Raw genomic sequence first — 26,903 nt, 5'->3', positions numbered from 1 at the left:
GCACACCGCACGCTAATGGCACAGCCCGGCTGATCTGCACTACCATCAGGCCTTCACCTGCCGCCTGCCGCTCCTATGAAACTGTTTCTGGCCGAAGACGATGCCGTACTGGCCGATGCCCTGCTTACCCGCCTGAGCCAGCTGGGCTTCGAGGTCTGCCATCGCAGCGATGGTCTGGCCGCCCAGCAGATGCTGCTGAGCGAAGCATTCGATGCCGTCATTCTGGATATCGGCCTGCCCGGCCAAGACGGGCTCAAGGTGCTGCGCCATGTGCGCGTGCATCAGCCGGCACTGCCCATTTTGCTGCTGACCGCACTGGACAGCATGGAAGACCGGGTCGCCGGGCTGGATGCCGGTGCCGACGACTATCTGGTCAAGCCCTTCGACTTCCCCGAACTGGAAGCCCGCATCCGCGCCCTGCTGCGCCGCCAGCGCGCCAGCGATAGCGTGCGTGACGAACTGCAACGGGAAGAACTGCACTTTGGCCCGCTGCGACTGGACCGCAGCGCCCAGCGCGCCTGGGCCGGCGCGCAGCCGCTGGAGCTGTCGGCACGCGAGCTGGAGCTGCTGTTCATCCTGATGAGTCAGGCGGAAAAAGTGCTGAGCAAGGAGCAAATCTCCGCCGCCCTGTCCGGCGAGGGGGAAGAAATCGGCAGCAATGCGGTGGAAGTGTATGTGCACCGCCTGCGCAAGAAGCTGGATGGCAGCGGTGCCGGTATCCGTGCGGTGCGCGGGCTGGGCTATCTGCTGACGCTGGCCGAAGACAGCTAAGCCGCCATGCCGCGCCCGCGCCAACTTTCCCTGCGCCGCCAGTTGCTGATCTGGCTGCTGCTGCCGCAGCTGGTGCTGTGGCTGGCCGCCGCCATGCTGGCGCATGCCATGGCGGTGCGCTATGCCAACGAGGTCATCGACCAGACGCTGGCGCAGACCTCGCGCGCGCTGGCGCGGCAGGTCAAGCCCTTCGGCAACGGTTTCTATGTCGACTTCCCGCGCGCCGCGCGCGAAATCCTCGAAGAAGACCCCACCGACCGCGTCTATTACATGGTCAGCTCGCCACCAGCCGCCTTTTTGCTGGGCGAACCGGCCATGCCGCGCCCACCGGCCACGCTGGCCGCCCGCGCTGGCGCCAGCTATTTCTATAACGCCAGCATGAAGGGCCAGGATGTACGCGTGGCCGCACTTTACCTCCTGGCTGGCACGGTAGAGCAGCCGCAGCTGATGCTGGTGCAGGTGGCCAAGAGCCGCACACTGAGCGCCGAGCTGACCCGCAAGATCCTGCTGGACATGGGCCTGCCCCTGCTGGGACTGATGTTGCTGACCAGCCTTCTGGTCTGGGCCGGCATCAGCCGTGGCCTGTCACCACTGCGCCGTTTGCGCCGGGTGGTGGAGAACCGCTCGCCACGCGATATGGCCCCCATCGAGGTCAACAATGCCCCGGCCGAAGTACGCGCCCTCACCGCCGCCATCAACAGCCTGCTGGAAGAGGTCAATCGCCAGGTGGAGCAGCAACGGCGCTTTATCGGCGATGCCGCGCACCAGCTGCGCACGCCGCTGGCCGGGCTGAAATCGCAAAGCGAGCTGGTCAAGGCCGAACTGCTGGGCAGCACGCCGGACATCCCGCGTGCCTGCCGCCAGCTGGAGCAGGTGGAAACCAGCGTGGCGCGCTCCATTCACCTGGTCAACCAGCTGCTGGCGCTGGCACGGGCCGAGCCGGAAGCCGGCCTGCAGCTAAAACGGCTCGACCTGAAGCAGCTGTGCCGCGAAGTCACCGCCGAGGCTGTGCCACGCGCGCTGGCACGCAAGCTGGACCTGGGGCTGGACAGTGACGACGACAGCCTGCTGGTGCTGGGCCATGCCGGCCTGCTGCGCGAACTGTTGGCCAATCTGCTGGACAATGCCATCCAGTACACCCCGGCCGGCGGAGAAATCACCGTGACACTGCGCCGGCTGGGCCGGCAAGTGCAGTTGCAGGTGTGCGATAGCGGGCCGGGCATCGCCCCGGCAGAACGCGACAAGGTGTTCCAGCGCTTTTACCGGGTCAACAGCCTGGCTGGCGGCAAGGGCTGTGGCCTCGGGCTGGCCATCGTGCAGGAGATCGCCCGCCGCCATCACACCCGGGTGGAACTGAGCGACAACAGCCCGCACGGGCTGTGTGCCAGCCTGCTGTTCCTGCGGGAAAATCCCCCCGAGCAAACCGGCCCGTAGTGTAGTTGACACACTACGGCGCACCATTTTGTTGCATAGCAGCACCAGCGCAGTGCCTTATGTTTATTGAATTATCTCCAATGTCATGCTGCAACGCATTCAGGCTTTGTCATTTTCTTACAGCATTTCGCTTCAAACCTTACACAAAACTTACAATCTGCCGCTATAGTTCTTGCACATCCGGCCCCGGTCCTGGCCGAGCGCCGCCGGATGCACCATAAAAAACCGAAATGCAACGCTACAAGATGGAGACAAGAGAATGAAACGCAAACAGCTGAGCGCAGCACTGCTGGCCGCCACCCTGCTGCCGGCCACGGTATTTGCCGGTGAAGTGGAAGTGCTGCACTGGTGGACCTCGGGCGGCGAAGCCAAGTCCGTGGCCGAACTGAAAAAAATGATGAACGCCAAGGGCGATAACTGGAAAGACTTCGCCGTGGCTGGTGGTGGTGGCGACAATGCAATGACCGCGCTGAAAACCCGCGTGGTATCGGGCAACCCGCCGACCGCCGCCCAGATCAAGGGCCCGGCCATCCAGGAATGGGGTGCCGAAGGCGTGCTGGCCAATATCGATGCCGTAGCCAAGGCCGAAGGCTGGGACAAGCAACTGCCGCCGGTAGTCAGCCAGGTGATGAAATACAAGGGCCAGTACGTGGCCGCCCCGGTCAACGTGCACCGCGTGAACTGGCTGTGGGTGAATCCGGATGCCTTCAAGAAGGCCGGTGCCAAGGTGCCAACCACCTGGCCGGAATTCTTTGATGCTGCCGAAAAACTGAAAAAAGCCGGTATCCAGCCCCTGGCCCATGGCGGCCAGCCGTGGCAGGACGCCACCCTGTTCGAATCGGTAGCACTGGGTGTAGGTGGCCCGGGCTATTACAAGAAGGCTTTCGTGCAGCTGGATCAGGCCACGCTGGCCGGCCCGACCACGGTCAAGGTGTTTGAAACCCTGCAAAAAGTGAAGGGCTATATCGACAAGGGCGCAGCGGGCCGTGACTGGAACCTGGCTACCGCCATGGTCATCAACGGCAAGGCCGGCATGCAGTTCATGGGCGACTGGGCCAAGGGTGAATTCACCGCCGCCGGCAAGAAGCCGGGCAAGGACTTCCTCTGTGTAGCCGCACCGGGTACTGCCGGCAGCTTCACCTTCAACATCGACAGCCTGGCCATGTTCAAGCAGAAGGACGCCGCCGCGCAGAAGGCGCAGGCTGACCTGGCCGAAACCGTGATGAGCAAGAACTTCCAGGAAGTGTTCAACCTGAACAAAGGCTCGATCCCGGCCCGTCTGGACACGCCGATGGACAAGTTCGACGACTGCGCCAAGAAATCCAAGGCTGACCTGACCGCCGCCTCCAAGAGCGGTGGCCTGGTGCCCAGCTTCGCCCACAAGATGGCCATGCCGTCGGCCACCGAAGGCGCCATGGACGACGTGATTTCGCAGTTCATGAACTCATCGATGAGCCCGAAAACCGCCACCGAGCGCCTGGCCAAGGCCGGGAAAGTGCACTAAGCGAGCAGCAACCTTGCCCCGGGTCAGCCGACCCGGGCGCTTTTTTGCCGTGGACAGCCCTGACGCAGCAAGCGGCCAGCGGCTGTCTGTCTAACTCCTAGCTAAGCAAGCCATACCGTCTGACCATCCGTCCTGCCTTCCCGCCAGGACAGATCGACGCTGCGCGCCCCGCGCGGCATCGCCTCAGCGGCATGGCGAGGATTGATTCATGTCCACACCCCAATCACAAGCCAGTCTGTCGGCACTGGCAGACCGCTGGCTGCCCAAGCTGGTGCTGTCGCCCACCTTGCTGATCAGCCTGGTGTTCGTCTACGGCTTCATTGCCTGGACCGGCTGGCTGTCGCTGACCGAATCGCGACTATTGCCGCAGATGGATTTTGCCGGCCTGGTGCAGTACCAGGCACTGTTCGAGAATGACCGCTGGTGGACCGCCGTGGCCAATCTGGGCATTTTCGGCGGCCTGTTCATCGGCTGCACACTGGCAGTCGGCCTGTTCCTGGCCGTGCTGCTGGATCAGAAAATCCGTGCCGAAGGCACGCTGCGCACCATTTACCTGTACCCGATGGCCTTGTCCTTCATCGTCACCGGCACCGCCTGGAAATGGATGCTCAACCCCGACATGGGCCTGCAGAAGGTCATCAACGACTGGGGCTTTCCCGACTTCACCTTCGACTGGCTGGTGGACCCGGACAAGGCCATCTACACCGTGGTGATTGCCGGGGTGTGGCAGTCGTCCGGCTTTGTGATGGCGCTGTTCCTGGCCGGCCTGCGCGGCATCGACGATTCCATCATCAAGGCCGCCCAGGTGGATGGCGCCAGCCTGCCGGTGATCTACTGGCGCATCATCATCCCCAGCCTGCGCCCGGTGTTTTTCAGCGTGCTGCTGATCCTGTCGCACATCGCCATCAAGAGCTTCGACCTGGTGATGGCACTGACCGGCGGCGGCCCCGGCACCGCATCCGACGTACCGGCCATCTTCATGTACCAGTTTGCCTTTACCCGTGGCCAGCTGGGCCTGGGGGCCGCCTCGGCCATGATGATGCTGATGACCATCGTCGCCGTGCTGGTGCCGCTGATGTATATGGAAACAAGGAGCGCCAAACGTGGCTAAACACCTGACTCCCGGCCGCATCGTGCTGTATGCCGCACTGCTGCTGATGGCCATTTATTACCTGCTACCACTGTACGTGATGCTGTCCACCTCGGTAAAAACCCTGGACGACATCCGTGGCGGCAACCTGATTGCCCTGCCGCAATCCATCACCCTGGATGCCTGGAGCAAAGCCTGGTCCAGCGCCTGCACCGGCGTGGAATGTGGCGGCATGAAGGGCTTTTTCTGGAATTCGGTGAAGATGGCCGTGCCATCGGTGCTGATTTCCACGCTGATTGGCGCGGTCAACGGCTACGTGGTGTCGATGTGGCGCTTCCGTGGTTCGGACGTGCTGTTCACCCTGCTCTTGGTGGGCTGCTTCATTCCCTTCCAGGTGGTGCTGCTGCCGATGGCGCGCCTGTTGGGCGAGCTGGGCATTGCCAATACCACCAGCGGGCTGATCCTGGTGCACGTGATTTACGGCCTGGCCTTTACCACGCTGTTCTTCCGCAACTTCTTCGTCACCATCCCGGACGAGCTGGTAAAAGCCGCGCGCATTGACGGTGCCGGTTTCTGGACGATTTTCCTGCGCATCCTGCTGCCCATTTCCGGCCCCATCTTCATGGTGTGCGTGATCTGGCAGTTCACCCAGATCTGGAACGACTTCCTGTTCGGCGTGGTGTTTGCCGCTGGCGAATCGCAGCCCATCACCGTGGCGCTGAACAATCTGGTGAATACCTCTACCGGGGTGAAGGAATACAACGTGGACATGGCTGCCGCCATCATCGCCGCGTTGCCCACCCTGTTCGTTTACATGGTTGCCGGCCGCTATTTCGTGCGTGGCCTGACAGCCGGTGCTGTGAAAGGTTGAACGATGGCCGCTCTCTCCATCAATAATGTTTGCAAGACTTACGCCAACGGCACCGATGTGCTCAAGGGCATCGACATCGCCATCGAAGACGGCCAGTTCCTGATACTGGTGGGCCCCTCCGGCTGCGGCAAATCCACGCTGCTGAACATGATTGCCGGGCTGGATGATATTTCCAGCGGCGATATCGAAATCGGCGGCAAGCGGGTGAACGACCTGTCGCCCAAGGACCGCGACATCGCCATGGTGTTCCAGAGCTATGCGCTCTACCCCTCGATGAGCGTGCGCAAGAACATCAGCTTCGGCCTGGAAATCCGCAAGATGCCGCAGGGCGAAATCGACGCCACCGTCGAACGCGTGGCGCAGATGCTGCAAATGACCCACCTCTTGGACCGCAAGCCCTCGCAGCTGTCCGGCGGCCAGCGTCAGCGCGTGGCCATGGGCCGCGCTTTGGCGCGCAATCCGTCCATCTTCCTGTTTGACGAGCCGCTGTCCAATCTGGACGCCAAGCTGCGGGTAGAAATGCGCACCGAAATCAAGCTGATGCACCAGCGGCTGAAATCCACCATTGTGTACGTCACCCACGACCAGATCGAGGCCATGACGCTGGGCGACCGCATTGCGGTGATGAAGGACGGCATCGTGCAGCAGTTCGGCAGCCCGCAGGACATCTACGACAATCCGGCCAATCTGTTTGTGGCGAGCTTCATCGGCTCGCCGTCGATGAACTTCATTCCGGCGCAGGTGGTGGAATCCGCCGGCGTGCTGGGGGTGAAAATCTGCGACGACCAGGGTTGCGTCATCCTGCCGCTGCCGCATGCCCAGGACAAGATGAAGCCGTGGCTGGGCCGCGAAGTCATCTTCGGCATCCGCCCAGAACAGATCACCGATGCCCGCACCGCCTACCGCGAAGGGCTGCCGGTGATGGCCTGCCATATCGACGTGATCGAACCCACCGGCCCGGACACCCTGGTGTTTGTCTCGCTCAACAACACCAAGGTATGCTGCCGTACCCACCCGACAGAAGCCAAACTGCCGGGCCACAGCATGGAACTGGTGTTCGACGTGTCCAAGGCCGTGCTGTTCGACCCCACCACCGAACAACGGATTGCCTGATGCACAGCTTGTCATCTGCACAACTGGCCCCGGGAGGGCCAGTTTTTTCTCCGGTGGCCGCCGGCCTGTGGCGGCTGCACGACTGGAATTTTTCCTCCACAGAACTGGCGCAATGGATAGAACACGCCATTACACTTGGCATCACCACCTTTGACCATGCCGATCTCTATGGCGGCTTTCGCTGCGAGGCGCTGTTCGGCCAATGGCTGAAAGCCAATCCCGGCCAGCGTGAGCACATCCAGCTGGTAAGCAAGTGCGGCATCAAGCCGGCAGACCCGGCACGCGGCTGGCAGGTAAAGCATTACGACAGCAGCCGCGCCCACCTCCTGGCCTCGGTGGATGCTTCCCTGCGCAATCTGGGCACGGACTATCTGGACCTGCTGCTGATCCACCGCCCGGACCCGCTGCTGAACCCGGACGAAGTGGCCGATACCTTTGCCAGCCTCAAGGCCAGTGGCAAGGTGCGCCACTTTGGCGTGTCCAACTTCAGCCCCAGCCAGTTTGCCCTACTGGCAGCGCGCACCCCGCTGCTGACCAACCAGCTGGAAGCCTCGCTGCTGCACACCGCCCCGCTGTTCGATGGCAGCTTCGACCAGTGCCTGCAGGCCGGCATCCGCCCCATGGTGTGGTCGCCGCTGGCGGGAGGCCGTCTGTTACAGCCGGCAGCCCACCCGGCACTGCACGCGGCCCTGCAGCAGGTGGCCACCGAGTTGGCCGTCACCCCTGCCACCGTGGCGCTGGCCTGGCTGTTGCGCCACCCGGCGCGGCCCATTGCCATTTCAGGTTCACGCCGCCTGAGCTCACTGGATGAGGCAGCCGCAGCCTGCCGGCTACAGTTGGACCGCCAGCACTGGTTTGCCCTGCTGGAAGCAGCCCACGGCCACTGCGTGGCCTGACAGCGATAGCACGCGGTGTTTTAAATCTTTTTTTCCGCGCTGCTTCGCCTAAGCTCAATAAGCCAGGCAATGACAAAGGGGGTAAGACATGCAAGTGGCGGACATTTTTGAAAAAGCCTCGGGACGGCTGCCGATGGTGCCCAAGGTGGTACAGGAGCTGATCGAAAGCTTTCACAAGACCGATATCAATATCGATGAAATCAGCGACAAGGTAGGCCATGACCAGGTGCTGACCGCGCGCGTGCTGCGGCTGGCCAATACCGCGCGCTTTGGCGGCAGCCGCCGCGTCGGTTCGCTGGATGATGCCGTGGTACTGCTGGGCTTCGACAATCTGCGCATTCTGGTGATCGCCTCCGGTATCACCGGTGCCACCGCCGGCATTGCCGGTTTTGACATGAAGGGCTTCTGGCAGCGCAGCTTTGCCATGGCCAACACCGCCAAGCGGCTGGCCCGGCTGGCCAAGCTGGATGCCCAGCTGGGTTATACCTGCGGCCTGCTATCCAATATCGGCGAGCTGGTACTGCATGTGGCCATGCCGGAACAAGCCGTGCAGATCGACAAGATCGTCGCCGGCGGTGCCGACCGGGTCGCCACCGAACGCATGTTGCTGGGCGTGGACCTGACCGAAGTGGGTGCCGAGCTGGCACGGCGCTGGAATTTCCCCGACGACATCCAGCAAGCCATCCGCGATCAGCACGATCTCTTGGGCGATGTCACCCAGTTTGCCATCGTGATCGGCCTGGCGGCCTATCTGGTGGCCGGCTTCAATCACGACATGAGCGAGGCCGACATGCAAGCCACCCTGCCGTGGACGGTGGTGGACAAGCTGGGCATCGAGCGCGACGCCATCAACGCCGCCATGAGCGAACTGAAAGAAGCCTGTACCGGCATCGACGATATGTTCTGAGCCAGCGTAGCAATACGAAAAAAGGCTGCCTCCTGGCAGCCTTTTCTGTTTGACTCCTGAGTGGAAGCGCCTTGCTGGCTTAACCTTCCTCTTCCTCGCTGGCCGCTTCGACATGGCCCACCACGCCGGTGAAGCGGAACTCGATCTCGGCCATCAGTTCGTCGATGCGGATCACGCTCAGCTGGATACGGTCGCCCCGCGCCAGCTCAGGCAGGCCCGGAATGCGTACGCGCATCGGCAAGCCATCAATACGCACCAGATCTTCCTTGATGAAGGTAGCGGTGATATTGCTGACCCCTTCCTGAGTAAACCAGCGCAGGCACCAGAAATGCTCCAGCTTGTCCTGGAAGCCCAGATAAGCCGAATAGGTGGTGTCAAAATCGCGCAGCAGGGCAAACAGCATGGCATTGCCCTGTTCGAACTGCGGCTTTTCGCCACGGATCATCGCGGTGAGCTGGCGCTGGTTGACGAAGTCGGTAGCACGGCGCAGCGGCGAGGTGGCCCAGGCATATTGCGCCACGCCCAGGCCGATATGCGGCTCGGGACGGGTGGTCATGCGCACCTTGCCCATGCTCTGGGCGCGGTACATGGCCGGGATATCGGCCTCGGCCAGCATACGGCCCCATTCGCTATTGGCCAGAATCATCAGTTCCGACACCAGCTTGTCCATGGGTGCACCGCGCTTGCGCAGGGTGATCTGCACCTTGCCATCGACCACATCGAAGTTGTAGTCCATCTGCACCGGGCGGGTGGGGTCGTATTTGCCACGGCGCTTTTCCAGCGCATTGGCAAAATGCCACAGCCAGGTCAGTTCCTGCTTGAAGGGGTAGTTGATACCCGGATCGTTCAGCAGGGTGTCTTCGTTGAACTGCTGTTCCAGCTGGGCATGGCGCAGGTTGGCCCCGATGCGCACCTTCTCGATGCGGCTTTCATAAGCCACCGGTTCGAACTCGGGCGTCACGTCCACATACAGGCTGAGCGCCGGGCAGTCCTGGCCTTCTTGCAGGGTGAAAGCCTGTACCACGTCATCCGGCAGCATGGTGATCTTGTCGCCGGGGAAATACACGGTGGACAAGCGGCTCCACACCAGCTTTTCGATGTCCGAATCCACCGGCACGCCCAGCGTGGGCGCGGCGATATGGATGCCGACCCGCTTGTTGCCATCCGGCAGATCCACGACCGACAGCGCATCGTCGATCTCGGTGGTATTGGCATCATCAATGGAGAAGGCCACCGCCTCGGCCAGCGGCAGATCCTGCGGCAGCTGCGGTGCGGCGTATTTGCCGAAACCCGCGCCCTTGGGGAAGTACTCCATCAGGAAACCGGCCATCAGGTAGTCGGGCACCGAGCTGATGCCGCCCACGCTTTGCGCCAGTTTCAGCGGCGGCTGGTTCAGTTCGCGCGCGGCCTGATCAAAGGCCTTGAACTCCAGCGTGCTCTTGTCCGGCTTCCACAGCAGCGACATCAACTGGCTGCGGATGGCCTCGGGCAAGCTGCCGGCCTTCAGTTCGGCTACCCAGCCGTCGATCTGTTCCTGCTCGCGCTTCTTGCGCTCGATGCCGGCCAGCGCAGCTTTCAGGGCTTCTTCCGGGGCCTTCTTGTAACGGCCCTTGCCCTTTTTGTAAAAATACATGGGCGCGCCGAACACCCGCAGGATGATGGCTGCGCTTTCCAGTGCCGAAGGCGCATGGCCCCAGTAATCGGCGGCCAGCACATCGTGCTCGAACTCGTCTTCCGGGCTGCACTCCCACAGGAAATCCAGATCAATTTCATTCGCCATTTTTTCTACGGCGGGCAGAAAATCTGCCACAGTCGAGCTAAACTCGAGGAAAACATTGCTGGATTTGATCTTGGCTCGCTTGCCATGTTGAGTATCTACCTGCAAGCTGGCATCGGAACGGGAAACGATCGTGCCAACCTTGAAGGAGCCGCTTTCTTCGTAAAATACGTTCATTTGCGCGCCAACTGATTCATTAAGCCAAAATTATATCATTTCACCTCCAAGCCCTGCGCCACTTTGCAAACGCCGGCGCAGCAACAGGGTTTGGAACGGCTGGCAAAACCTCGTAGAGAATCCGGGCCAAGACGCACCGCCGCAGACAGTACAAATAGTACGGCAAGGCGGCGCAACACCGGAGCGGGGGTTTTGTCAGCGGGTCTTAACATGCGGCGGCCACAGGCCAGCTCGTCTTTACATAACAATTCGCATGTCGGCAGGAAGCGGGTATTCACCATGACGCTGGAAAGCAACGCAAATATTTCGGCAAGAGAGCACGCGGCACGCGAGATCGACCGTATTGGCCACATGCTGGTTACCCGCTGGGATCGCTCGCTGGCCGCGCATCTGCTGTCCTTGGTCAGTAATCTGGAACGTTACATTCAGGGTGAAGACGCCGCACAACTGCTGCCGGAGTGCCTGGCACTGCGCGAGCTGTTACAGCTATGGCTGATACAGAACGACACGGTGCCGGGTGAAACCGAACGCTATGGTGCGCTACGCCACCATCTGGGCATCGTCAGCCAGCTGGCCATGATGGAAGGCCGCCAGCTGTTGCCGGAGTACTTCAGCGGTGGACTGATGCAGCAGGGCCCGCATCTGGTCTATCTGTGGATGCCGCCCAGCGAGGAAGCGCACAACCTGAGCGAGCAGCTGTCCTGCTATGGCTTCATGGTGCAGACCATGTACCAGGCCTCCAAGCTGGCCCAGGCGCTGCAGGAGGCCACGCCAGCAGCGGTGGTGGCCTATACCGACTTCACCCCCGGCGACCCGATCATGGCGCTGGCCGATACCATACGCGGCCTGTGTCCGCTGCTGTTCTGCTCGCCGCGCTACGACTTCGAGGCGCGGCTGCAAGCGGTGCGAGCCGGTGCCGCCGGCTTCCTGGCCTGGCCGCTGCTGGCGCACGAGCTGATCGACAACCTGAACTTTGGCGACCTGGGAGAAAAACGCGATCCGCTGCGGGTGATGATCGTGGAGGACATGGCCTCGCTGGCTGGCCTCTACGCCAATGTGCTGAACAGCCATGGCGTGGATGCGCTGCAGGTGACCGACCCGGCACGGGTGCTGGACGGCATCGTGCAATTCCGCCCGGACCTGATCCTGATGGATATGTACATGCCGGAGTGCAACGGCATGGAGCTGGCGCAGATCATCCGCCAGCAACGCTTGCTGGACGGGATTCCCATCCTGTTCCTCTCAGTGGAAAAGCGTCAGTCCATCCAGCTGGATACCCTGACACTGGGCATTGACGGCTTCCTCACCAAGCCGGTGGCGCCGGAGGAGCTGGTGGTCACGGTGATCAACCGCGCCCGCCGCTACCGCAAGCTGCGCTCCTACATGATCAACGACAGCCTCACCGGCCTGCTCAACCACTCTCATCTGTATGCCCAGCTGGAATACGAAGTATTGCGCGCCAAGCGCGACCAGCGTGCGCTGTCGCTGGTGATGCTGGATCTGGACCACTTCAAGACCATCAACGATAGCTATGGCCACCCGGCCGGCGACGAGGTGCTGGTGAATCTGGCGCGCTTCCTGAAAGAGCGGCTACGCCGTTCCGACCTGATCAGCCGCTATGGCGGTGAAGAATTTGCCATCGTGCTGCCCGGCACCCGCCAGGAGGACGCGCTGCGCATCATGAATGCCATGCGCCAGGCCTTTTCCCAGATCGAGCAGCGCAGCAACCAACAAACCTTCCACCAGACCTTCAGCGTCGGCATCAGCTCGCTGGCCAGCGCCGAGGACACCACCCAGCTGGTGCAGCAGGCGGACGACATGCTGTACCAGGCCAAGCGACTGGGACGCAACCGGGTAGAGGGCTACTCACCCGAGCAGTCCCCGCTGTCGCGGCGCGAATCCGAGGCCTGAATCCGGCAAAGCACCCGCCCAAGCAAAACGCCCGCTAAGCGGGCGTTTTTCATCTTCAACAGGGTGGTGCAATCGCACCCACCCGCTCAGACTGCGTCGGCCAGAATCAACCGTACATTGTGCTCTTCCAGCAGCTTGGCCAGCGACTCTGGCGGCTCGGCATCGGTGAACACGGTGTGGAATTCACTGATATGCCCCATGCGCACCAGGGCATTGCGGCCAAACTTGCTATGGTCGGCCGCCAGGTAACGGTGACGGGCATTGGCCATCATCGCCTGCGCCACCCGCACTTCGCGATAGTCGAAATCCAGCAGCGAGCCATCGGTCTCGATGCCGGACACGCCGATGATGGCGTAATCCACCTTGAACTGGTTGATGAAGTCCAGCGTGGCCACCCCGGTGATACCGCCATCCGATGCACGCACCACGCCGGAGGTAATCATCACGGTGAAATCCGGGTTGGCCGACATGATGGAAGCCACATGGATATTGTTGGTGATGACGCGCAAACCCTTGTGGGTAATGGTAAGCGCCTGCGCCACCGCCTCGATGGTGGTACCGATGCTCATGAACAGCGAGGCATGATCGGGAATGCTGCCGGCGATCATGTCGGCAATATGTGCCTTTTCGCTCTGGAATTTTCCTTTGCGCGCAAAGTAATCCTCATTCTCCACGCTACTGCCCAGAGCAGCACCGCCGTGATAACGGCGCAGCAAATTTTCTTCGCACAGCTGGTTGATGTCGCGCCGGATGGTCTGCGGCGTGACATCGAGCAGTCTGGCCAGCTCTTCGATCGGCATGAAGCCGTTTTCGCGGACCAGCTGCAGAATCTTGTCGTGACGGGGTGAGCGGCTCATAGGGATTCGATTCCGAAAATCATGTTTAGTTACTAACATATTTTCCGGTCAAAGGGCAAATGCTTGCACCTATCCGCCCTTGACCCGCCACAAGCCGGCAGCGAAAGCCGTATCCCGTACAACAGCTAGCCGGACGCACCAAGCACGGCCTGCATGGCCGCTGCCGCCAGTGCCGCCGTGGTATCCACTGCCGGCATGCCGCAATTGGCCTCGTCCAGCACCAGCGGTAGCTCGGTACAGGCCAGGGCAAGGCCATCGCAGCCCTCGGCACGCAAGCCAGCCACCACCAGCAGCAGCTGGCGCAGGCCATCCGCACTGGCCCTGCCGGTGGGCACCAGCTCGTCAAAAATCACCTGCTGCAGCATGGCCTGCTGCGCCGGATCCGGAATGCACTCTTCGATGCCCACAGCAGCAAACGGCGCACGGTAAAGATGGGACTGCATGGTCCAGCGCGTGCCCAGCACGCCCACCCGGCGCAAACCACGGCGCTGGCAATCGGCCGCCACCACATCCAGCATGCTCAGCACCGGCACGGGGGAGCGCTGGCGGATGCCGTCGATACGGCAATGCACGGTATTGGCCGGGATCACCGCCAGTTGCGCCCCGGCCACGGCCAGTCGCTGCAAAGAGCCGACAATGGAGTCCTCGACAATATCCCAGCGCTCTTGCAACTGGGCGGCATGCACCACGCCAAAGTCTGGCTGGTCCAGCACGAAGCGGGGGTGATGATGGTGACCGCCACACATGAGGGCGGAAAGTTGATGCATTTTGGACAGGCAGTCCAGCGCACCGGGAACGGTTACGCCGGCAATGCCGATAACGGGGAGAGTCATGTTTGGGCTTGTCATCCATTAGAGGGGTAGCTCGGCACGTGGGCGGGTACGCGGTTCGGAAGGCCTATTATGCCATTCGGGACGCAGCAGGAACTCGCTGATCGGCATGGGCCGCGCATAGCGGTAGCCCTGCAGCAGATGGGCACCATGCTGGCGCAGATAATCTTCCTGCTCCACGTACTCCACCCCTTCTGCCACCACTGTCAGCCCCAGCTTGGCCGCCAGCTGCAAAATGCTGTCCAGGATATCCGCCGACAGGCTGTCACTGCCGATGCCGGCCACAAAGCTGCGGTCTATTTTCAGTTCATCCACATCCATTTTCTGCAAATAGGACAAGCTGGAATGCCCGGTGCCGAAATCATCGATGGCGATGCGCACGCCCAGCTCGTGCAGCTGCGCCAGCAGGGCATCGGTCTGGGGGCCGGTGGTGATCAGTTCGCGCTCGGTCAATTCCAGGGTGAGCCGGATGCTGCCAGGCGGGAAAACCGCCAGAAAGGCGGCGCAGTCGACCGGCAAGGAGCCATCCGCCACATAGGCGGCACTGACATTGATGCTGATCTGAAAACCGGCCGGCAAGCTGAGCGTACCCAGTTGCGCGGCAGTCTGCTGCATCAGCGAGCGGGTCATGGCCACGATATGGCCGGTACTCTCGGCAAAGGGGATGAACAACTCCGGCAGCACCATGCCATCAAGCGGATGCTGCCAGCGCATCAGCACCTCCACCCCGCACCACTGCAGATGGTGGCTGTCGACCAGCGGTTGCAGGTAGGGAATGAATTCCTGCTGGCGGACTGCCCTTTGCAGTTCGCGGCTGGGCGCACCACTGCGCAGCAGCAGGCGATGAAAACCCCAGCTGAAAGTGCAGCTGAACAGCAGCAGCAAAACCAGCTGATCCGGCTCCTGGCTCAGTCTTTGCAGCAGCATCTTTGGCATGGAGTAGTCCATGACGATGGCTAGGGGATAATGCGCGGATGCCAGGCTGCGCTGTTGCCAGTAAGGGCGGACCGGCGGGAAGGTCATGCCACCGTCTTCGTCCAGCCAGCGTTCACCAACCTGCAGATAAAACCGGGTATCCCGCTCCAGATGGGCCAGTCGGTCCTTGAGATAATCACTATCCACCACGACCTGGATGCCGTTGACATCGCTACGTTTGGCCTCCAGCCACAACATCAGCAAGGGGTGCCAGGGCGACAAGCGGTTGCCGCGCCATAATTGCAGCCGTTCCGCACGCGGGTATTCCTGCGAATAGGCCGGTGCATGCCAGCCAATGACCGAATCGCAATACACCCTGCCCGCGTGATCAACCAGCCGCATCGAACGGACATAAGGCTGGGTCGTGACCTGACGGCGTATTTCCGGATAAATGACCGGACACTCCAGGCTGGGCTGCTGCAGCATGCTTTCGCCGACTTTCTGGGCCTGATCCAGTATCTGTTCGATCTTTTTCAGCTTGAAGGCCAGCTGGCTCGCCAGCGTGTGCTGGATGCCCGCATGAAACTGATACAGCATCAACAGGCCGCCCAGCATCAACAAGGCCAGGCCGGGCAGCATGGTCAGCATGATGCGCTGGCTGCGACCCAGCGGTTCGATGGAAGGAAATTGCACGGAACCCCCGCTGAAAATTCATCACAGGTCCCACTGTAGGCCAATAAAAAACCGCCGAGAGCGGCGGTTTGGTTTGAAACTGTATTAACTGATCAACCTGCCAGTCTTGCCTTGTGGCGGGCAATCTGGGCACGTACCTGATTGGGTGCGGTACCGCCAACATGGTCACGCTGGGCCAGGCTGCCTTCCGGCGTCAGTACCTGGTAGATGTCCTGCTCGATCAGCTTGCTGAACTGTTGCAGCTCTTCCAGCGACAGATCGGCCAGATCCACGCCACGGCCTTCGGCATAGCGCACGCTCAGGGCCACCACTTCGTGGCTGTCGCGGAAGGGCAGGCCCTTCTTCACCAGGTAGTCGGCCAGGTCGGTGGCAGTGGCAAAGCCCTGTAGCACGGCGGCGCGCATGGCTTCCGGCTTCACGGTGACGCCACGCATCATGTCGGCGTAGATGCGCAGGGTGTCGATCAGCGTGTCCACGGTGTCGAACAAGGGTTCCTTGTCTTCCTGATTGTCCTTGTTGTAAGCCAGCGGCTGCGCCTTCATCAGGGTGACCAGCGCAATCAGGTGGCCTACCACGCGGCCGGATTTGCCACGTACCAGTTCTGGCACGTCCGGGTTTTTCTTCTGCGGCATGATGGAGCTGCCGGTGCAGAAGCGGTCGGCGATGTCGATGAAGCCGACACGCGGGCTCATCCACAGGATCAGCTCTTCCGACAGCCGGCTCAGGTGCACCATCACCAGGCTGGCGGCGGCGGTGAATTCGATGGCGAAGTCACGGTCGGACACGGCGTCCAGCGAGTTGTGGCAGACATCGTCAAAACCCAGCAGCTGCGCGGTGTAATGACGGTCGATGGGGAAGGTGGTGCCGGCCAGTGCGGCCGCACCCAGCGGCAGGCGGTTGACGCGCTTGCGGCAGTCGCTCATGCGTTCGGCGTCGCGTGCCAGCATTTCCACATAGGCCAGCATGTGGTGGCCAAAGGTCACCGGCTGGGCCACTTGCAGGTGGGTGAAGCCCGGCATCACGGTGTCAGCATGCTTTTCTGCCAGCTCCAGCAAGCTGGTTTGCAGTTCGGCGATGAAGCCGACGATGGCGTCGATCTGCGCGCGCAGCCACAGGCGAATGTCGGTGGCTACCTGGTCATTACGCGAACGGCCGGTGTGCAGGCGTTTGCCGGCATCGCCAATCTTGTCGGTGAGGCGACGTTCCACATTCATGTGCACGTCTTCCAGATCCACACTCCACTCCAGCCGGCCGGCGCGGATATCGTCCAGGATTTCAGCCATGCCGCGTCGGATTGCCGCCACGTCGTCATCGGACAGCACACCCGCCTTGTTCAGCATGGCGGCGTGCGCCAGCGAGCCTTCGATGTCGAATTCGGCCAGACGTTTGTCGAAGTCGATCGAGGCGGTGTATTTCTTGACGAGTTCGGAAACCGGTTCGCTGAAGCGACCGGACCAGGCATGGCTTTCTTGCATCTCGATGATTCCCTGCGGTGATTGTTCTGGGCTACCCCAAGGCAGCAGCGGCAATTATAGGGAAAGCCTCCCCTCAGGGCGAGTCGGCTCTTGCCCGGCTGTGGCATTACCGTGTCATGGGTGTGGTTTGATCCGCCAGCGCATCGGCCAGATAGTCGATCAGCACCCGCACCTTGGGCGCCAGATAGCGATTGGGCGGATACAGCAGCCAGGCCATGCCGCGATAGGCGGTGGTGAACTCCCAATCGTCCAGCACGGTTTCCACCTGCCCCGCCGCCAGTGCGGCCTGCGCGGTAAAGTGCGGCAGGGGTGCAATGCCCAGGTGGGCCAGCACGCCTTGCAGCCGCAGTTCGCTGTGATTGGTGGCATAGCGGCCACTCACCGCCACTGTCAGCTGTTCATTGCCACGCTGCAGCTGCCAGCGCTTGTCGGCCTCATGCTCGGCCAGGTACAGACACAGGTGCTGGGTCAGATCACGTGGATGGACGGGCCGGCCATGCGTGGCCAGATACTGCGGCGAAGCACACAGCAGCTGGCGCACCGGCAGCAAGGGCCGCCCGGCCATGCCCGGCGGCGGGGTGTCGGTCACCCGAACGGTTAGGTCCAGCCCCTCGGCCAATGGGTCGACATCGCGGTCGCTGATGAACAGCTCCACATCCACCTGTGGATAACTGGCGAGGAAGGCCGGCATCAGCGGTGCCACCACAAAGCGGCCAAAAGCCTTGGGCATGCTGATGCGCACCCGGCCCTGCGGCCGGGCATGTTGTTGCTGGGCCAGTTGCACCGCTTCGTCGGCGGCATCCAGCATGCTGCGACAGCGTGCCAGCGTGGCCTGCCCGGCATCGGTCAGCCGCAGCTGGCGGGTAGTGCGTTCCAGCAGCCGCACCCCCAGCGCCGCCTCCAGCCGTGCTACCTGGCGGCTGAGCGCCGATGGCGTCATGCCCAGCTGCCGTGCCGCCGCCGAAAAGCTGCCACGCTCCACCACCAGCACAAATACCGCCATGTCCGGCAGCATGGCTATCAAGCCATTTGTTCCCATTACGCACAATTCCTGTTCCGACAACAGCGATTATCAAGCCATGAGCAGGTAATGATAATGAGCGCACTGACCCGACAATGAAAGCCCGCCATGCCCAGCCGCCACCCCTTGCATCAACGTTACCCCGGCCTGCCCGACCTGTTGCTGCTGCTGGTGGCCATGGTATGGGGCAGCAGTTACGGGCTGGCCAAGGAAGCGCTGCAGTTTTATCCGGTGCTGGGGGTGCTGGCCTTGCGCTTTGGTCTGAGCTTTTTGTTATTGCTGCCGGCCCAGCGCACCCTGACCGATCCTCACGTCCGCCGCGCAACCCTGGGTGCGGCCCTGCCGCTGGGGCTGGGCCTGCTGGCGATTTTCCTGTGCGAGACCTATGGCATCGCCCATACCACGGCGGCCAATGCCGCCTTTCTGATCAGCCTGTGCCTGGTGCTGACGCCTTTTGCCGAATGGCTTTTGCTCGGACAAACCCCCAGCAAGGATGCGCTGCTGGCGGCAGGTGCCGCACTCTGCGGTGCCTGGCTGCTGAGCGGTGCCACTCATTTGCAGCTGAACAGCGGTGATCTGCTGATCCTGCTGGCCGCCGTTCTGCGTGCCCTGGTGACCAGCCTCACCCGCAAGCTGACCGCAGACCGGCCGGTAGCCACGCTGGCGCTGACCGGCCTGCAAGGGCTGCTGATCTGCCTGGGCTGCCTGCTGCTGGCCAGCCTGAACGGCGGCTTGCCCACCCTGCCGCGGCAGCCGGCATTCTGGGGCGATATCCTGTTTCTGGTCTTGTGCTGCACCCTGTTTGCCTTTTTCGCCATGAACTACGCGCTGCGTCACAGCAGTGCCACCCGGGTGGCCTTGCTCACCGGCAGCGAGCCGGTATTCGGCGCCCTGTTCGCCGTGCTATGGCTGGGCGAGACGCTGAGTGCCAGCAGCTGGCTGGGCGGTTTGCTGATGGTGGCAGCCAGCCTGTGGGCAGTACGCCCGGGCAGATGGCAAGCCGTCACCGCCTGAATGCCGCCGCGCTGATTGGCCGTGCCGGACAGCGGCTTGCTATGATGCAGCTACCTGTCCATTGCCACCGATTCCATGCGCCAGCCTCAGCGACAACACCCGGTTTTTGCCATCCCTGATTTCCGTAATCTGGGGGTGATGCTGCGCATCATGCTGTCACTCAATCTGCTGCTGTTATGCAGCGCCGTTTTCCAGCCGGATGGCGATACGCTGACCCTGCGCATCCTGAGCCGGGCCAGCTGGGTGGAGCCGTCCCTGCTGCTGAGCCTGGGCCTGCTTGCCCTGCTGTCACCCTGGCTGGCCCGGCAGCAGCGCGGCAGCTGGCTGGTGGTAGCCCTGTGCATGTTCTGCGTACTGGTGCAGGACAGATTGCTCAATCCGCTGGAGCTGCCGCGGCTGGACCGCCCGCTGCTGGCGGCGCTGCTGGCCCTGTTGCTGCTGCACTACTTCAGCCTGCGCCAGCGTGCACTGTCGCCGGCACTGGGCGAAGCCCGGCTGGCGGCACTGCAGGCGCGCATTCGCCCGCACTTCCTGTTCAACAGCCTGAATGCCGCCATCGCCCTGATCCGCTCGCGGCCGGAAAAGGCGGAAATGGTGCTGGAAAACCTGGCCGACCTGTTTCGCGCCCAGATGGCCGACCCCGGCCATACCTCCAGCCTGGAGCGGGAAATCGAGCTGGCCAGGATGTATCTGGCCATCGAAAGCGAGCGGCTGGGCCAGCGCCTGAACGTGGTATGGGATATACAGGCCGCACTGGATGCCAGCCTGCCACCACTGCTGTTGCAACCGCTGGTGGAAAACGCCGTGCACCATGGCGTGGAGCGCTGTGGCGCTGGCGGCGAGATCCGCATCCGCGCCCAGCTCAAAAGCGGCCAGCTGTTGCTGAGCGTCAGCAATCCGCTGGCGGCCGAGCCTGCTGAACCGCATCGCGGCAACCGCATTGCACTGGACAATCTGCGCGAACGGCTGGAGCTGTTTTACGATGCCGAGGCCTCCTTGCAGGTGGCCGCCGCCGATGGCCAGTACCATACCCTGATCCGCCTGCCCTATCGCCCGCTGTCGCCCCAGCAACAATCCGCACTGCTGCACTGAACACCACTAAGGGAGCCACCATGGGCAAGAACCGCCTGGAAGCCTTCAGCGATGGCGTGATCGCCATCATCATCACCATCATGGTGCTGGAATTGAAAGTCCCGCACGACACCAGCCTGACGGCCTTGACCACCTTGTGGCCGGTCTTCCTCAGCTATGTGCTGAGCTTTGTCTATGTCGGCATCTACTGGAACAATCACCACCATTTCTACCACGTGGTGCGCCAGGTGGACGGGCGCGTGCTGTGGGCCAATCTACACCTGTTGTTCTGGCTGTCGCTGCTGCCGTTTGCCACCGGCTGGATGGGAGAAAACCACATGGCAGCCGTGCCGGTGGCGCTGTATGGCGTGGTATTGCTGATGTCAGCACTGGCCTGGTTCCTGATGCAGCGCGCCCTGCTGTGCGTGCCAGGCAACCGCGAAGTGATGCGCCAGGCCCTGGGCCGCGACCTGAAAGGCAGGCTGTCGCCCTGGTTCTACGTGGCCGGCATCGGGCTGTCGTTTTACCAAAGCTGGCTGGGGGCTGCCATCTACGGCCTGGTGGCATTGTGGTGGCTGGTGCCTGACCAGCGCATGGAACAGGCAAGCCGGACACAACATTGATCTGTCATCACCGGCACAGTGCGGCATAATCGCCCCATCTCCACGTACAGATCCTGGCCATGAAAAACATTCCGCGCCCCGCTCCCTTCATGCTGCTGTCCACCAATCACGGCAGCATGATCGTCAACCGTAACGACTTCGCCCCCTCCGACGGCGAATCCTATGGCGTCGGCTACCAGTTGATGACGCAAAGCGGCTATGAGCAGGAGGAAGTGGATTTCGTGCTGGCCTTGCTGGCCAGCTGCCTGCGCGACCGGGGTGAAGGGGTGCTGGCCATCGACTGTGGTGCCAATATCGGTGTGCACACCATCGAAATGGCCCGTTTCATGTACACCTGGGGCCATGTCCTTGCCTTTGAGGCACAGGAAAAGATCTACTACGCGCTGTGCGGCAATATCGCCCTCAACAACTGCCTGAACGTCAATGCACTCAACTCGGCGGTGGGGGCCAGCTGCGGCCAGATCGACATCCCCGAACCGGACTACCTGCGCCCCGGCTCCTTTGGCAGCGTGGAATTGCAGCAGTCGGCCAGCAATGAGTTCATCGGCCAGGCGCTGGATTACCAGCACCGCACCATCCGCATCGACCTGGTCAGCCTGGATTCACTGGGCCTGCAGCGCATCGACTTCATCAAGATCGATGTGGAAGGCATGGAAGAACAGGTGCTGCAAGGCGCGGAGCAGTCCATCCGCCGTTGCCGGCCGCTGATTTTCATGGAAATCATCAAGTCCGACATGGGGGTGATCCGCCCCTGGCTGGAGGCGCTGGGCTACCGGCTGTACTCGGCCGGCGTCAATGTGCTGGCCGTGCATCAGGACGATGCACTGATCCCGCATCTGAAAAACGAAGGCGGCCGCCTGCAACTGGTGTAGCCCTGTGCGTGGCTAGAGCCCCCAGGCCAGCCGGGTGGCTTCGTAAATGGCCTCTTCGGCGGTGCGCGGTGTCTGGCAATCGCCAATGGCGTGAACCTCCAGCACCAGCCCCTCCAGTTGCTGACGCAGCCTGTCATCGGGCTGTGGCGGCTGGCACAGCACCACGCCGTCAATGTCCTCGCACACCATGGCTTCCTCGCTGGCAGTGTGTTGCAGATATACGGTGCGGTCGTCCACGCCATACAGGCGCGCATAGGGCAGGATGGTCACTTGCAACTGGTGCAGCTGGGCGGCCAGCTGGTCGCGCACGTACATGGGCAAGGCCTGTCCCATCAGCGGCGCATTCACCGCCAGGGTGACCTGGTGCCCGGTTTCGGCCAGCCGGATGGCCAGGCCCGGCCCCACCCAATCGGCACGCCAGTCGCTTACCACCACCCGTGCCCCGACACTGACACCCTGCAATACTTCCCAGCTGTCGTGCACCGGCATGCTGCCGCCCACCTCCAGCCGTGGTGCGGCTGGCGTGGCACCACAGGCCAGAATCAGCACATCCGGCGCTTGTTGCTGTACCACGGCCCGGTCCACCCGCTGCCTTAGCACCACCTCCACCCCGGCCTCACGCAGTGCGTAGTGCAAATTGGTGATCAGGCCGCCAAATTCGGCCCGCCCTGGCAGCTGTTGCGCCAGCAGCACCTGTCCGCCCAGCTGGGCGCCGGCTTCGTACAAGGTCACCTGATGGCCGCGCTGCGCCGCGATCACTGCGGCCTGCATGCCAGCAGGACCACCGCCCACCACCATCACCCGGCGTGGCTTGGTGGTGGGAGTCAGCGCGCCAAATTGCAATTCGCGCCCGGAGAGCGGGTTCTGGATGCAGGAAATCGGCAGGCCGCGATGAAAGCGATCAATGCAGGACTGATTGCAGGCAATGCAGGCGCGAATGGATTCGCTGTGCTGTGCGTACAGCTTGTTGGGCAGTTCCGGGTCGCAAATCAGCGCCCGGGTCATGCCACAGGCGTCCACCACCCCGCGGGCCAGCAGTTGTTCGGCTTCTTGTGGCTGGTTGATACGTCCCGCCAGCAGCAGCGGAATCGACAGCGCCTGACGGAAACGTCCGGCCGGGGTGGCGAGATAAGCCGCCGGGAAAGCCATCGGCGGCGCAATATGCACCGCGCCACCCAGGCTGGCCGAGGTCCCCGCCACCAGGCTGACATAATCCAGCTGGTCCTGCAGTGCGACGCAGGCTTGCAAGGCTTCGTCCTCTTGCAGGCCCTCGCAGTCGCGCTCGTCCAGTGAAATGCGCAAGCCCACCACGCAGTGCTCATCCACGGCCGTGCGAATCGCCACCACCACTTCACGCAAAAAGCGCAGGCGGCCGGCAAAATCGCCGCCATAAGCATCAGTGCGCAAATTGACCCGCGGATTGAGAAACTGTGCCGGCAGGTAGCCATGACTGGCGACGATCTCCACCCCGTCGATGCCGGCGGCACGGATGCGCTGTGCCGCCGTGGCATAGGCGGCAATCAGCGCGGCGATTTCTGTTTCGTTCAGCGCACGCGGCATCACGTGGAAGCGCTCGCTGGGCACGGTAGACGGCGCATACGCCACCGCCTGCATGCCGTCGGCGGTCTCCATGATTTCCCGTCCCGGATGAAACAGCTGGGCAAACAACACGCTGCCTTGTGCATGCACCGCGTCAGCCAGGGCGCGATAGCCGGGAATGCAACTGTCGTCGGTGGCCATCAGCGCGTGCGAGGTGTAACGCGCGGTTTCGTGCACGCCGGATACTTGCAGCACAATCAGCCCGACCCCGCCACGTGCCCGCGCGGCATGATAGGCAATCAGCGCCGGGCTGACCTGGCAGTCCACCGGCAGCACGGTATCGTGGCCGGTGGAAACGATGCGATTGCGCAAGGTCACCTTGCCGATACGCAAAGGCGACAACAAATGGGGAAAGGTAGTCGACATGGCAGCTCCATTCTGGTGAGGGGTAATCACAGCGGGGGACTGCCGATGATAGGACGCCGGGCGCGCTTGCCTGCTGTCACTTCGATATGCTGAGCTCAGCTGGACTGCAACAGCGAAGTCGGTAAGGCGGGGCAAAGAAAAACCGCCACCCGAAGGTGACGGTTTGTTGTCATTTCCCACTTGGATGGGCGATCAGCCGCTGTTGCGCAGGCCGGCCGAGGTGCCATTGATGGTGAGATGGATGGCGTACAGCGCTTCGGCATCGTCCGGATTTTCGCGCAGGCGCTGCAGCAGGTCGGCCTGCAGCAGGTTAAGCGCATCCAGATAGGGCAGACGGGTTTCCAGGCTGCGGTGCAGGGTGGGGTTCTGCTGCAACAGGCTGCTCTGGCCGCTGATGGCGAAGAAGGCGTCGTGGGTTTTCTGCCATTCCGCCTCGATCTGGCCGAACAGCTGCTCGGCCAGCGCCCGGTCGCTCACCAGGCCGGCAAAACGACGGGCGATACCCAGGTCGGCCTTGGCCAGCACCTGTTCCATATTCGACAGAATCACCTGGAAGAACGGCGAAGTACGGTACAGACCCTGCAGGCGGGCCAGCCCGGCATCGCCATGGCGGGCAATGAAGCCGGCCACGGCCGAACCGAAGCCGAACCAGCCCGGCAGCATGACTCGCGACTGCGACCAGGAGAACACCCAGGGGATGGCGCGCAGGTCCTTGATGGAGGACAGGCTCTTGCGCGAGGCCGGGCGGCTGCCGATATTGAGCTTGGCAATGGCGTTGATCGGCGTGGCTTCCAGGAAGTACTGCATGAAGCCTTCGGTTTCCACCAGCTGGCGGTAGGCCTTGAACGCCGCCTCGGACAGTTCGTCGAACACTTCGCCATCCGCCTCGCAACTGGGGTGGGTGGTGAGGCTGGCTTCCAGTGTGGCCGCCACCAGTGCTTCCAGGTTGCGCGTGCCGATGTCCGGATCGGAATACTTGGAGGCAATCACTTCGCCCTGCTCGGTAATGCGGATACGCCCGGCCACGCTGCCGGCCGGCTGCGCCATGATGGCCTCGAAGGACGGGCCACCGCCACGCCCCACCGAGCCGCCACGGCCGTGGAACAGCCGCAGCTTGACACCGGCCTTGTCGAAGCTCTGCACCAGCCGCTGCTCGGCCTTGTACAGCTCCCACTGGCTGGTGAGATAACCACCGTCCTTGTTGCTGTCGGAATAGCCCAGCATCACTTCCTGCATCATGCCGCGGCTCTTCAGCAGCAGCTGATACCACGGCAGGGCAAACAGCGTGTCCATGATGTCGGTGGCGGCCACCAGGTCGGCAATGGTTTCGAACAGCGGCACCACATTGATGGTGGATACCGGCATGCCGTTTTCCAGCCGGATCAGGCCGGTTTCCTTCAGGATCAACGCCAGCGACAAGATATCGCTGACGGTGGCGCAGTTGGAAATGATGCTCTGGCTGATGGCTTCCTTGCCAAACTGCTGCTGGATCAGTGCCGCTTCGCGGAAGATGGCCAGCTCTTTTTCGGTGTCGGCGCTGTAACTCAGATACGGCGAATACAGCAGGCGCGGGGTGGACAATTCACGCAGCAGCACACGGATGCGCGCCGCCTCGTCCAGCGCCGGGTAATGCTCCAGCCCGGCACTGGAGAACAGCTCGCTCACCACGGCTTCGTGCATGCCGGCAAACTGGCGCAGATCCACCGGCATCAGGAAGAAACCGAACACTTCCACCGCACGGCGCAGGCGTGCCAGGCGGCCATCGGCCAGCAAGTCACTGCCATGGGCGATGAGCGAATCGGCCACGGTGGCGAGGTCGGCCTGAAACGCCGCGATATCGGCATAGGGCTCACCCACCGGCCAGCGACCACGTACTGCCAGTCCCAGTTCGGCCGCCTTGCCCAGCAGGCGGGCTTCGATGGTAGCCAGGGCGCGGCGGTAAGGCTCCTGCTCGCGGCTTTCCTTGTTGTCCGGCGTCTGGTCGGACAGCGCCTGCAAGGCCGGGCTGACCGCGACATGGCGCTCGGACAGCGACAGCTCGCGGTACAGGGCGGCTAGCTCAGCCAGATATTGTTCGAAAGCCTGGGTGGCTTGCAGGGTGAAGGCGTGGCGCAAGACCGCGGCGTTGACATTGGGGTTACCGTCGCGGTCGCCACCGATCCAGCTACCGACACGGATAAACGGCGGCAAGGTGGGCGTCTGGCCCCAGGCCGTTTCCACTTCCTTGCCCAGGCGCTGATACAGCCGTGGCAGGGCGGAGAAGAAAGTCATCGGGTGGTAGGCCACGCCGTTCTTGATTTCATCTTCCACCGACAATTTGAAATGGCGGATTTCCGAGGTTTGCCACATGGACAGGATCACCCGCTTGAGCTTGCCATCCAGCTCGCTTTCTTCTTCGGGGGTGATGTCGGGCGAACCCAGCTGGCTGAGGAATTTGCGCACGGCGCGGTGGCCATCCAGCACGCTCTGGCGCTGTACCTCTGTGGGGTGGGCCGTGAGGATGGCGCCGACATAGGCATCCTGCAGCGTTGTCGCCAGCTGGGCAAAGCTGACCCCGTCTTCCTTCAGCCGCGCCAGCGCCCGGTTCAGGCTGCCCTGCTGCGGGCGCGAACCGGCAATCTGGTGCGCACGACGACGACGGGTGTGGTGCAGGTCTTCCGCGATATTGAACAGCTGCGCATACAGGCCACAGGCGCGCACCAGTGCGGTGGTGGCCTTGGGCGACAGGCTGGCCGGCAGCGGCAGCGCGCGCTGTTCCGGCGTGCGCGCGGCAATGGCTTTCACCTCCTGATACACCTCGGGGCCTTCCTGGGCATGCAATACCTCGCCCAATAGGCGGTCCAGCCGCGCCAGGTCGGCACGCAGGGGAAGATCCTTGTCCAGCTCCGTCATGTCCTGTTTCCTTTGTCGAATCGTCTGGCCGAACTATCCGCTTGCGGTGAACCTGCCACCGGAACCGTGATGAAGGCCTTGTGTATGAATGGGATGGCAATCTTCTCAAGACAGGTTGCAACCTGGCGTCAGCAGACTGGCGAACAAACATCATAGGCAGCATTGCCGCTGTAGTGTGTTCATTACCGAATTTTCCTGATTTTTTTCGCACATTTTGTGCACAA

At 62.4% G+C, this 26,903-nt stretch carries 21 protein-coding genes; 13 read left to right on the top strand and 8 right to left on the bottom strand.

Features of this window, described 5'->3' with window-relative positions; genetic code table 11:
- Positions 1-75: 75 nt before the first annotated feature.
- The 8 genes from EAY64_RS05045 to EAY64_RS05010 all read left to right on the top strand — a co-directional run bounded on the left by EAY64_RS05045 (position 76) and on the right by EAY64_RS05010 (position 8,586).
- Positions 76-771, top strand: a complete 696-nt coding sequence (locus EAY64_RS05045) for a response regulator transcription factor (protein ID WP_103523698.1) — start codon at positions 76-78, stop codon at positions 769-771.
- Between the two features lie 6 nt (positions 772-777).
- Positions 778-2,205: a sensor histidine kinase gene (locus EAY64_RS05040; RefSeq protein WP_103523697.1), complete on the top strand. Its 1,428-nt coding sequence runs from the start codon at positions 778-780 to the stop codon at positions 2,203-2,205.
- Positions 2,206-2,464: 259 nt separating this feature from the next.
- Positions 2,465-3,709, top strand: a complete 1,245-nt coding sequence (locus EAY64_RS05035) for an ABC transporter substrate-binding protein (protein WP_103523696.1) — start codon at positions 2,465-2,467, stop codon at positions 3,707-3,709.
- Positions 3,710-3,917: 208 nt separating this feature from the next.
- Entirely contained in the window at positions 3,918-4,820 is a 903-nt protein-coding gene (locus EAY64_RS05030; RefSeq protein ID WP_103523695.1) for a carbohydrate ABC transporter permease, read from the top strand.
- Complete coding sequence (locus tag EAY64_RS05025; RefSeq protein ID WP_103523694.1) at positions 4,813-5,670, top strand: carbohydrate ABC transporter permease; 858 nt, start codon at positions 4,813-4,815, stop codon at positions 5,668-5,670. The genes EAY64_RS05030 and EAY64_RS05025 overlap by 8 nt, the downstream gene beginning before the upstream one ends.
- 3 nt (positions 5,671-5,673) lie before the next feature.
- Positions 5,674-6,783, top strand: a complete 1,110-nt coding sequence (locus EAY64_RS05020; RefSeq protein ID WP_103523693.1) for an ABC transporter ATP-binding protein — start codon at positions 5,674-5,676, stop codon at positions 6,781-6,783.
- Positions 6,783-7,679 carry an aldo/keto reductase gene (locus tag EAY64_RS05015; protein WP_103523692.1) on the top strand — a complete coding sequence of 299 codons (897 nt, stop codon included), beginning with the start codon at positions 6,783-6,785 and terminating at the stop codon, positions 7,677-7,679. The genes EAY64_RS05020 and EAY64_RS05015 overlap by 1 nt, the downstream gene beginning before the upstream one ends.
- A gap of 88 nt (positions 7,680-7,767) precedes the next feature.
- Positions 7,768-8,586 (top strand): HDOD domain-containing protein, encoded by an 819-nt coding sequence (locus EAY64_RS05010; protein WP_103523691.1) that lies wholly within the window; start codon positions 7,768-7,770, stop codon positions 8,584-8,586.
- A gap of 79 nt (positions 8,587-8,665) precedes the next feature.
- Here the strand turns inward: EAY64_RS05010 and EAY64_RS05005 are convergent, their stop codons facing one another.
- The gene (locus tag EAY64_RS05005; protein WP_103523690.1) at positions 8,666-10,540 is read right to left on the bottom strand and encodes a ribonuclease catalytic domain-containing protein; all 1,875 of its coding nucleotides are present in this window, start codon (positions 10,538-10,540) and stop codon (positions 8,666-8,668) included.
- 279 nt (positions 10,541-10,819) lie between these two features.
- On the opposite strand from EAY64_RS05005, the gene EAY64_RS05000 reads away from it, so the two are divergent.
- Entirely contained in the window at positions 10,820-12,451 is a 1,632-nt protein-coding gene (locus EAY64_RS05000) for a GGDEF domain-containing protein (protein WP_226034220.1), read from the top strand.
- Between the two features lie 86 nt (positions 12,452-12,537).
- Here EAY64_RS05000 and EAY64_RS04995 read toward each other — a convergent pair whose 3' ends face one another.
- The 5 genes from EAY64_RS04995 to EAY64_RS04975 form a co-directional block, all read right to left on the bottom strand.
- Complete coding sequence (locus tag EAY64_RS04995) at positions 12,538-13,308, bottom strand: DeoR/GlpR family DNA-binding transcription regulator (RefSeq protein WP_059286917.1); 771 nt, start codon at positions 13,306-13,308, stop codon at positions 12,538-12,540.
- Positions 13,309-13,433: 125 nt separating this feature from the next.
- Complete coding sequence (locus tag EAY64_RS04990) at positions 13,434-14,141, bottom strand: aspartate/glutamate racemase family protein (RefSeq protein ID WP_158604612.1); 708 nt, start codon at positions 14,139-14,141, stop codon at positions 13,434-13,436.
- Between the two features lie 18 nt (positions 14,142-14,159).
- A complete protein-coding gene (locus EAY64_RS04985) occupies positions 14,160-15,746 on the bottom strand; it encodes an EAL domain-containing protein (protein ID WP_103523688.1) in 1,587 nt (528 codons plus the stop codon).
- 92 nt (positions 15,747-15,838) lie between these two features.
- Entirely contained in the window at positions 15,839-17,221 is a 1,383-nt protein-coding gene (gene argH, locus EAY64_RS04980) for an argininosuccinate lyase (protein ID WP_103523687.1), read from the bottom strand.
- 106 nt (positions 17,222-17,327) lie between these two features.
- On the bottom strand, positions 17,328-18,260 hold the full coding sequence (locus EAY64_RS04975; protein WP_103523686.1) for a LysR family transcriptional regulator: 933 nt from the start codon (positions 18,258-18,260) through the stop codon (positions 17,328-17,330).
- 90 nt (positions 18,261-18,350) lie between these two features.
- Between EAY64_RS04975 and EAY64_RS04970 the strand changes: the two genes are divergently transcribed.
- The 4 genes from EAY64_RS04970 (at position 18,351) to EAY64_RS04955 (ending at position 21,822) form a co-directional block, all read left to right on the top strand.
- Positions 18,351-19,256 (top strand): DMT family transporter, encoded by a 906-nt coding sequence (locus EAY64_RS04970; RefSeq protein ID WP_103523685.1) that lies wholly within the window; start codon positions 18,351-18,353, stop codon positions 19,254-19,256.
- Between the two features lie 75 nt (positions 19,257-19,331).
- The gene (locus EAY64_RS04965) at positions 19,332-20,348 is read left to right on the top strand and encodes a sensor histidine kinase (RefSeq protein ID WP_103523684.1); all 1,017 of its coding nucleotides are present in this window, start codon (positions 19,332-19,334) and stop codon (positions 20,346-20,348) included.
- 20 nt (positions 20,349-20,368) lie between these two features.
- Positions 20,369-20,950 carry a TMEM175 family protein gene (locus EAY64_RS04960; RefSeq protein ID WP_103523683.1) on the top strand — a complete coding sequence of 194 codons (582 nt, stop codon included), beginning with the start codon at positions 20,369-20,371 and terminating at the stop codon, positions 20,948-20,950.
- Between the two features lie 59 nt (positions 20,951-21,009).
- Positions 21,010-21,822 carry an FkbM family methyltransferase gene (locus EAY64_RS04955; RefSeq protein WP_103523682.1) on the top strand — a complete coding sequence of 271 codons (813 nt, stop codon included), beginning with the start codon at positions 21,010-21,012 and terminating at the stop codon, positions 21,820-21,822.
- Positions 21,823-21,834: 12 nt separating this feature from the next.
- Here EAY64_RS04955 and EAY64_RS04950 read toward each other — a convergent pair whose 3' ends face one another.
- Both EAY64_RS04950 and ppc read right to left on the bottom strand, forming a co-directional pair.
- On the bottom strand, positions 21,835-23,787 hold the full coding sequence (locus EAY64_RS04950) for an oxidoreductase (RefSeq protein ID WP_103523681.1): 1,953 nt from the start codon (positions 23,785-23,787) through the stop codon (positions 21,835-21,837).
- A 192-nt stretch (positions 23,788-23,979) separates the two neighbouring features.
- Positions 23,980-26,679, bottom strand: coding sequence for a phosphoenolpyruvate carboxylase (gene ppc / locus EAY64_RS04945; protein WP_103523680.1), 2,700 nt, complete (start codon positions 26,677-26,679; stop codon positions 23,980-23,982).
- Positions 26,680-26,903: the final 224 nt, after the last annotated feature.

The organism is Aquitalea palustris (assembly GCF_003693445.1).
Taxonomy (GTDB): domain Bacteria; phylum Pseudomonadota; class Gammaproteobacteria; order Burkholderiales; family Chromobacteriaceae; genus Aquitalea; species Aquitalea palustris.
The sequence above is the reverse complement of the archived record's forward strand: the minus strand, read 5'-3'. Positions and strand labels throughout refer to the sequence as shown.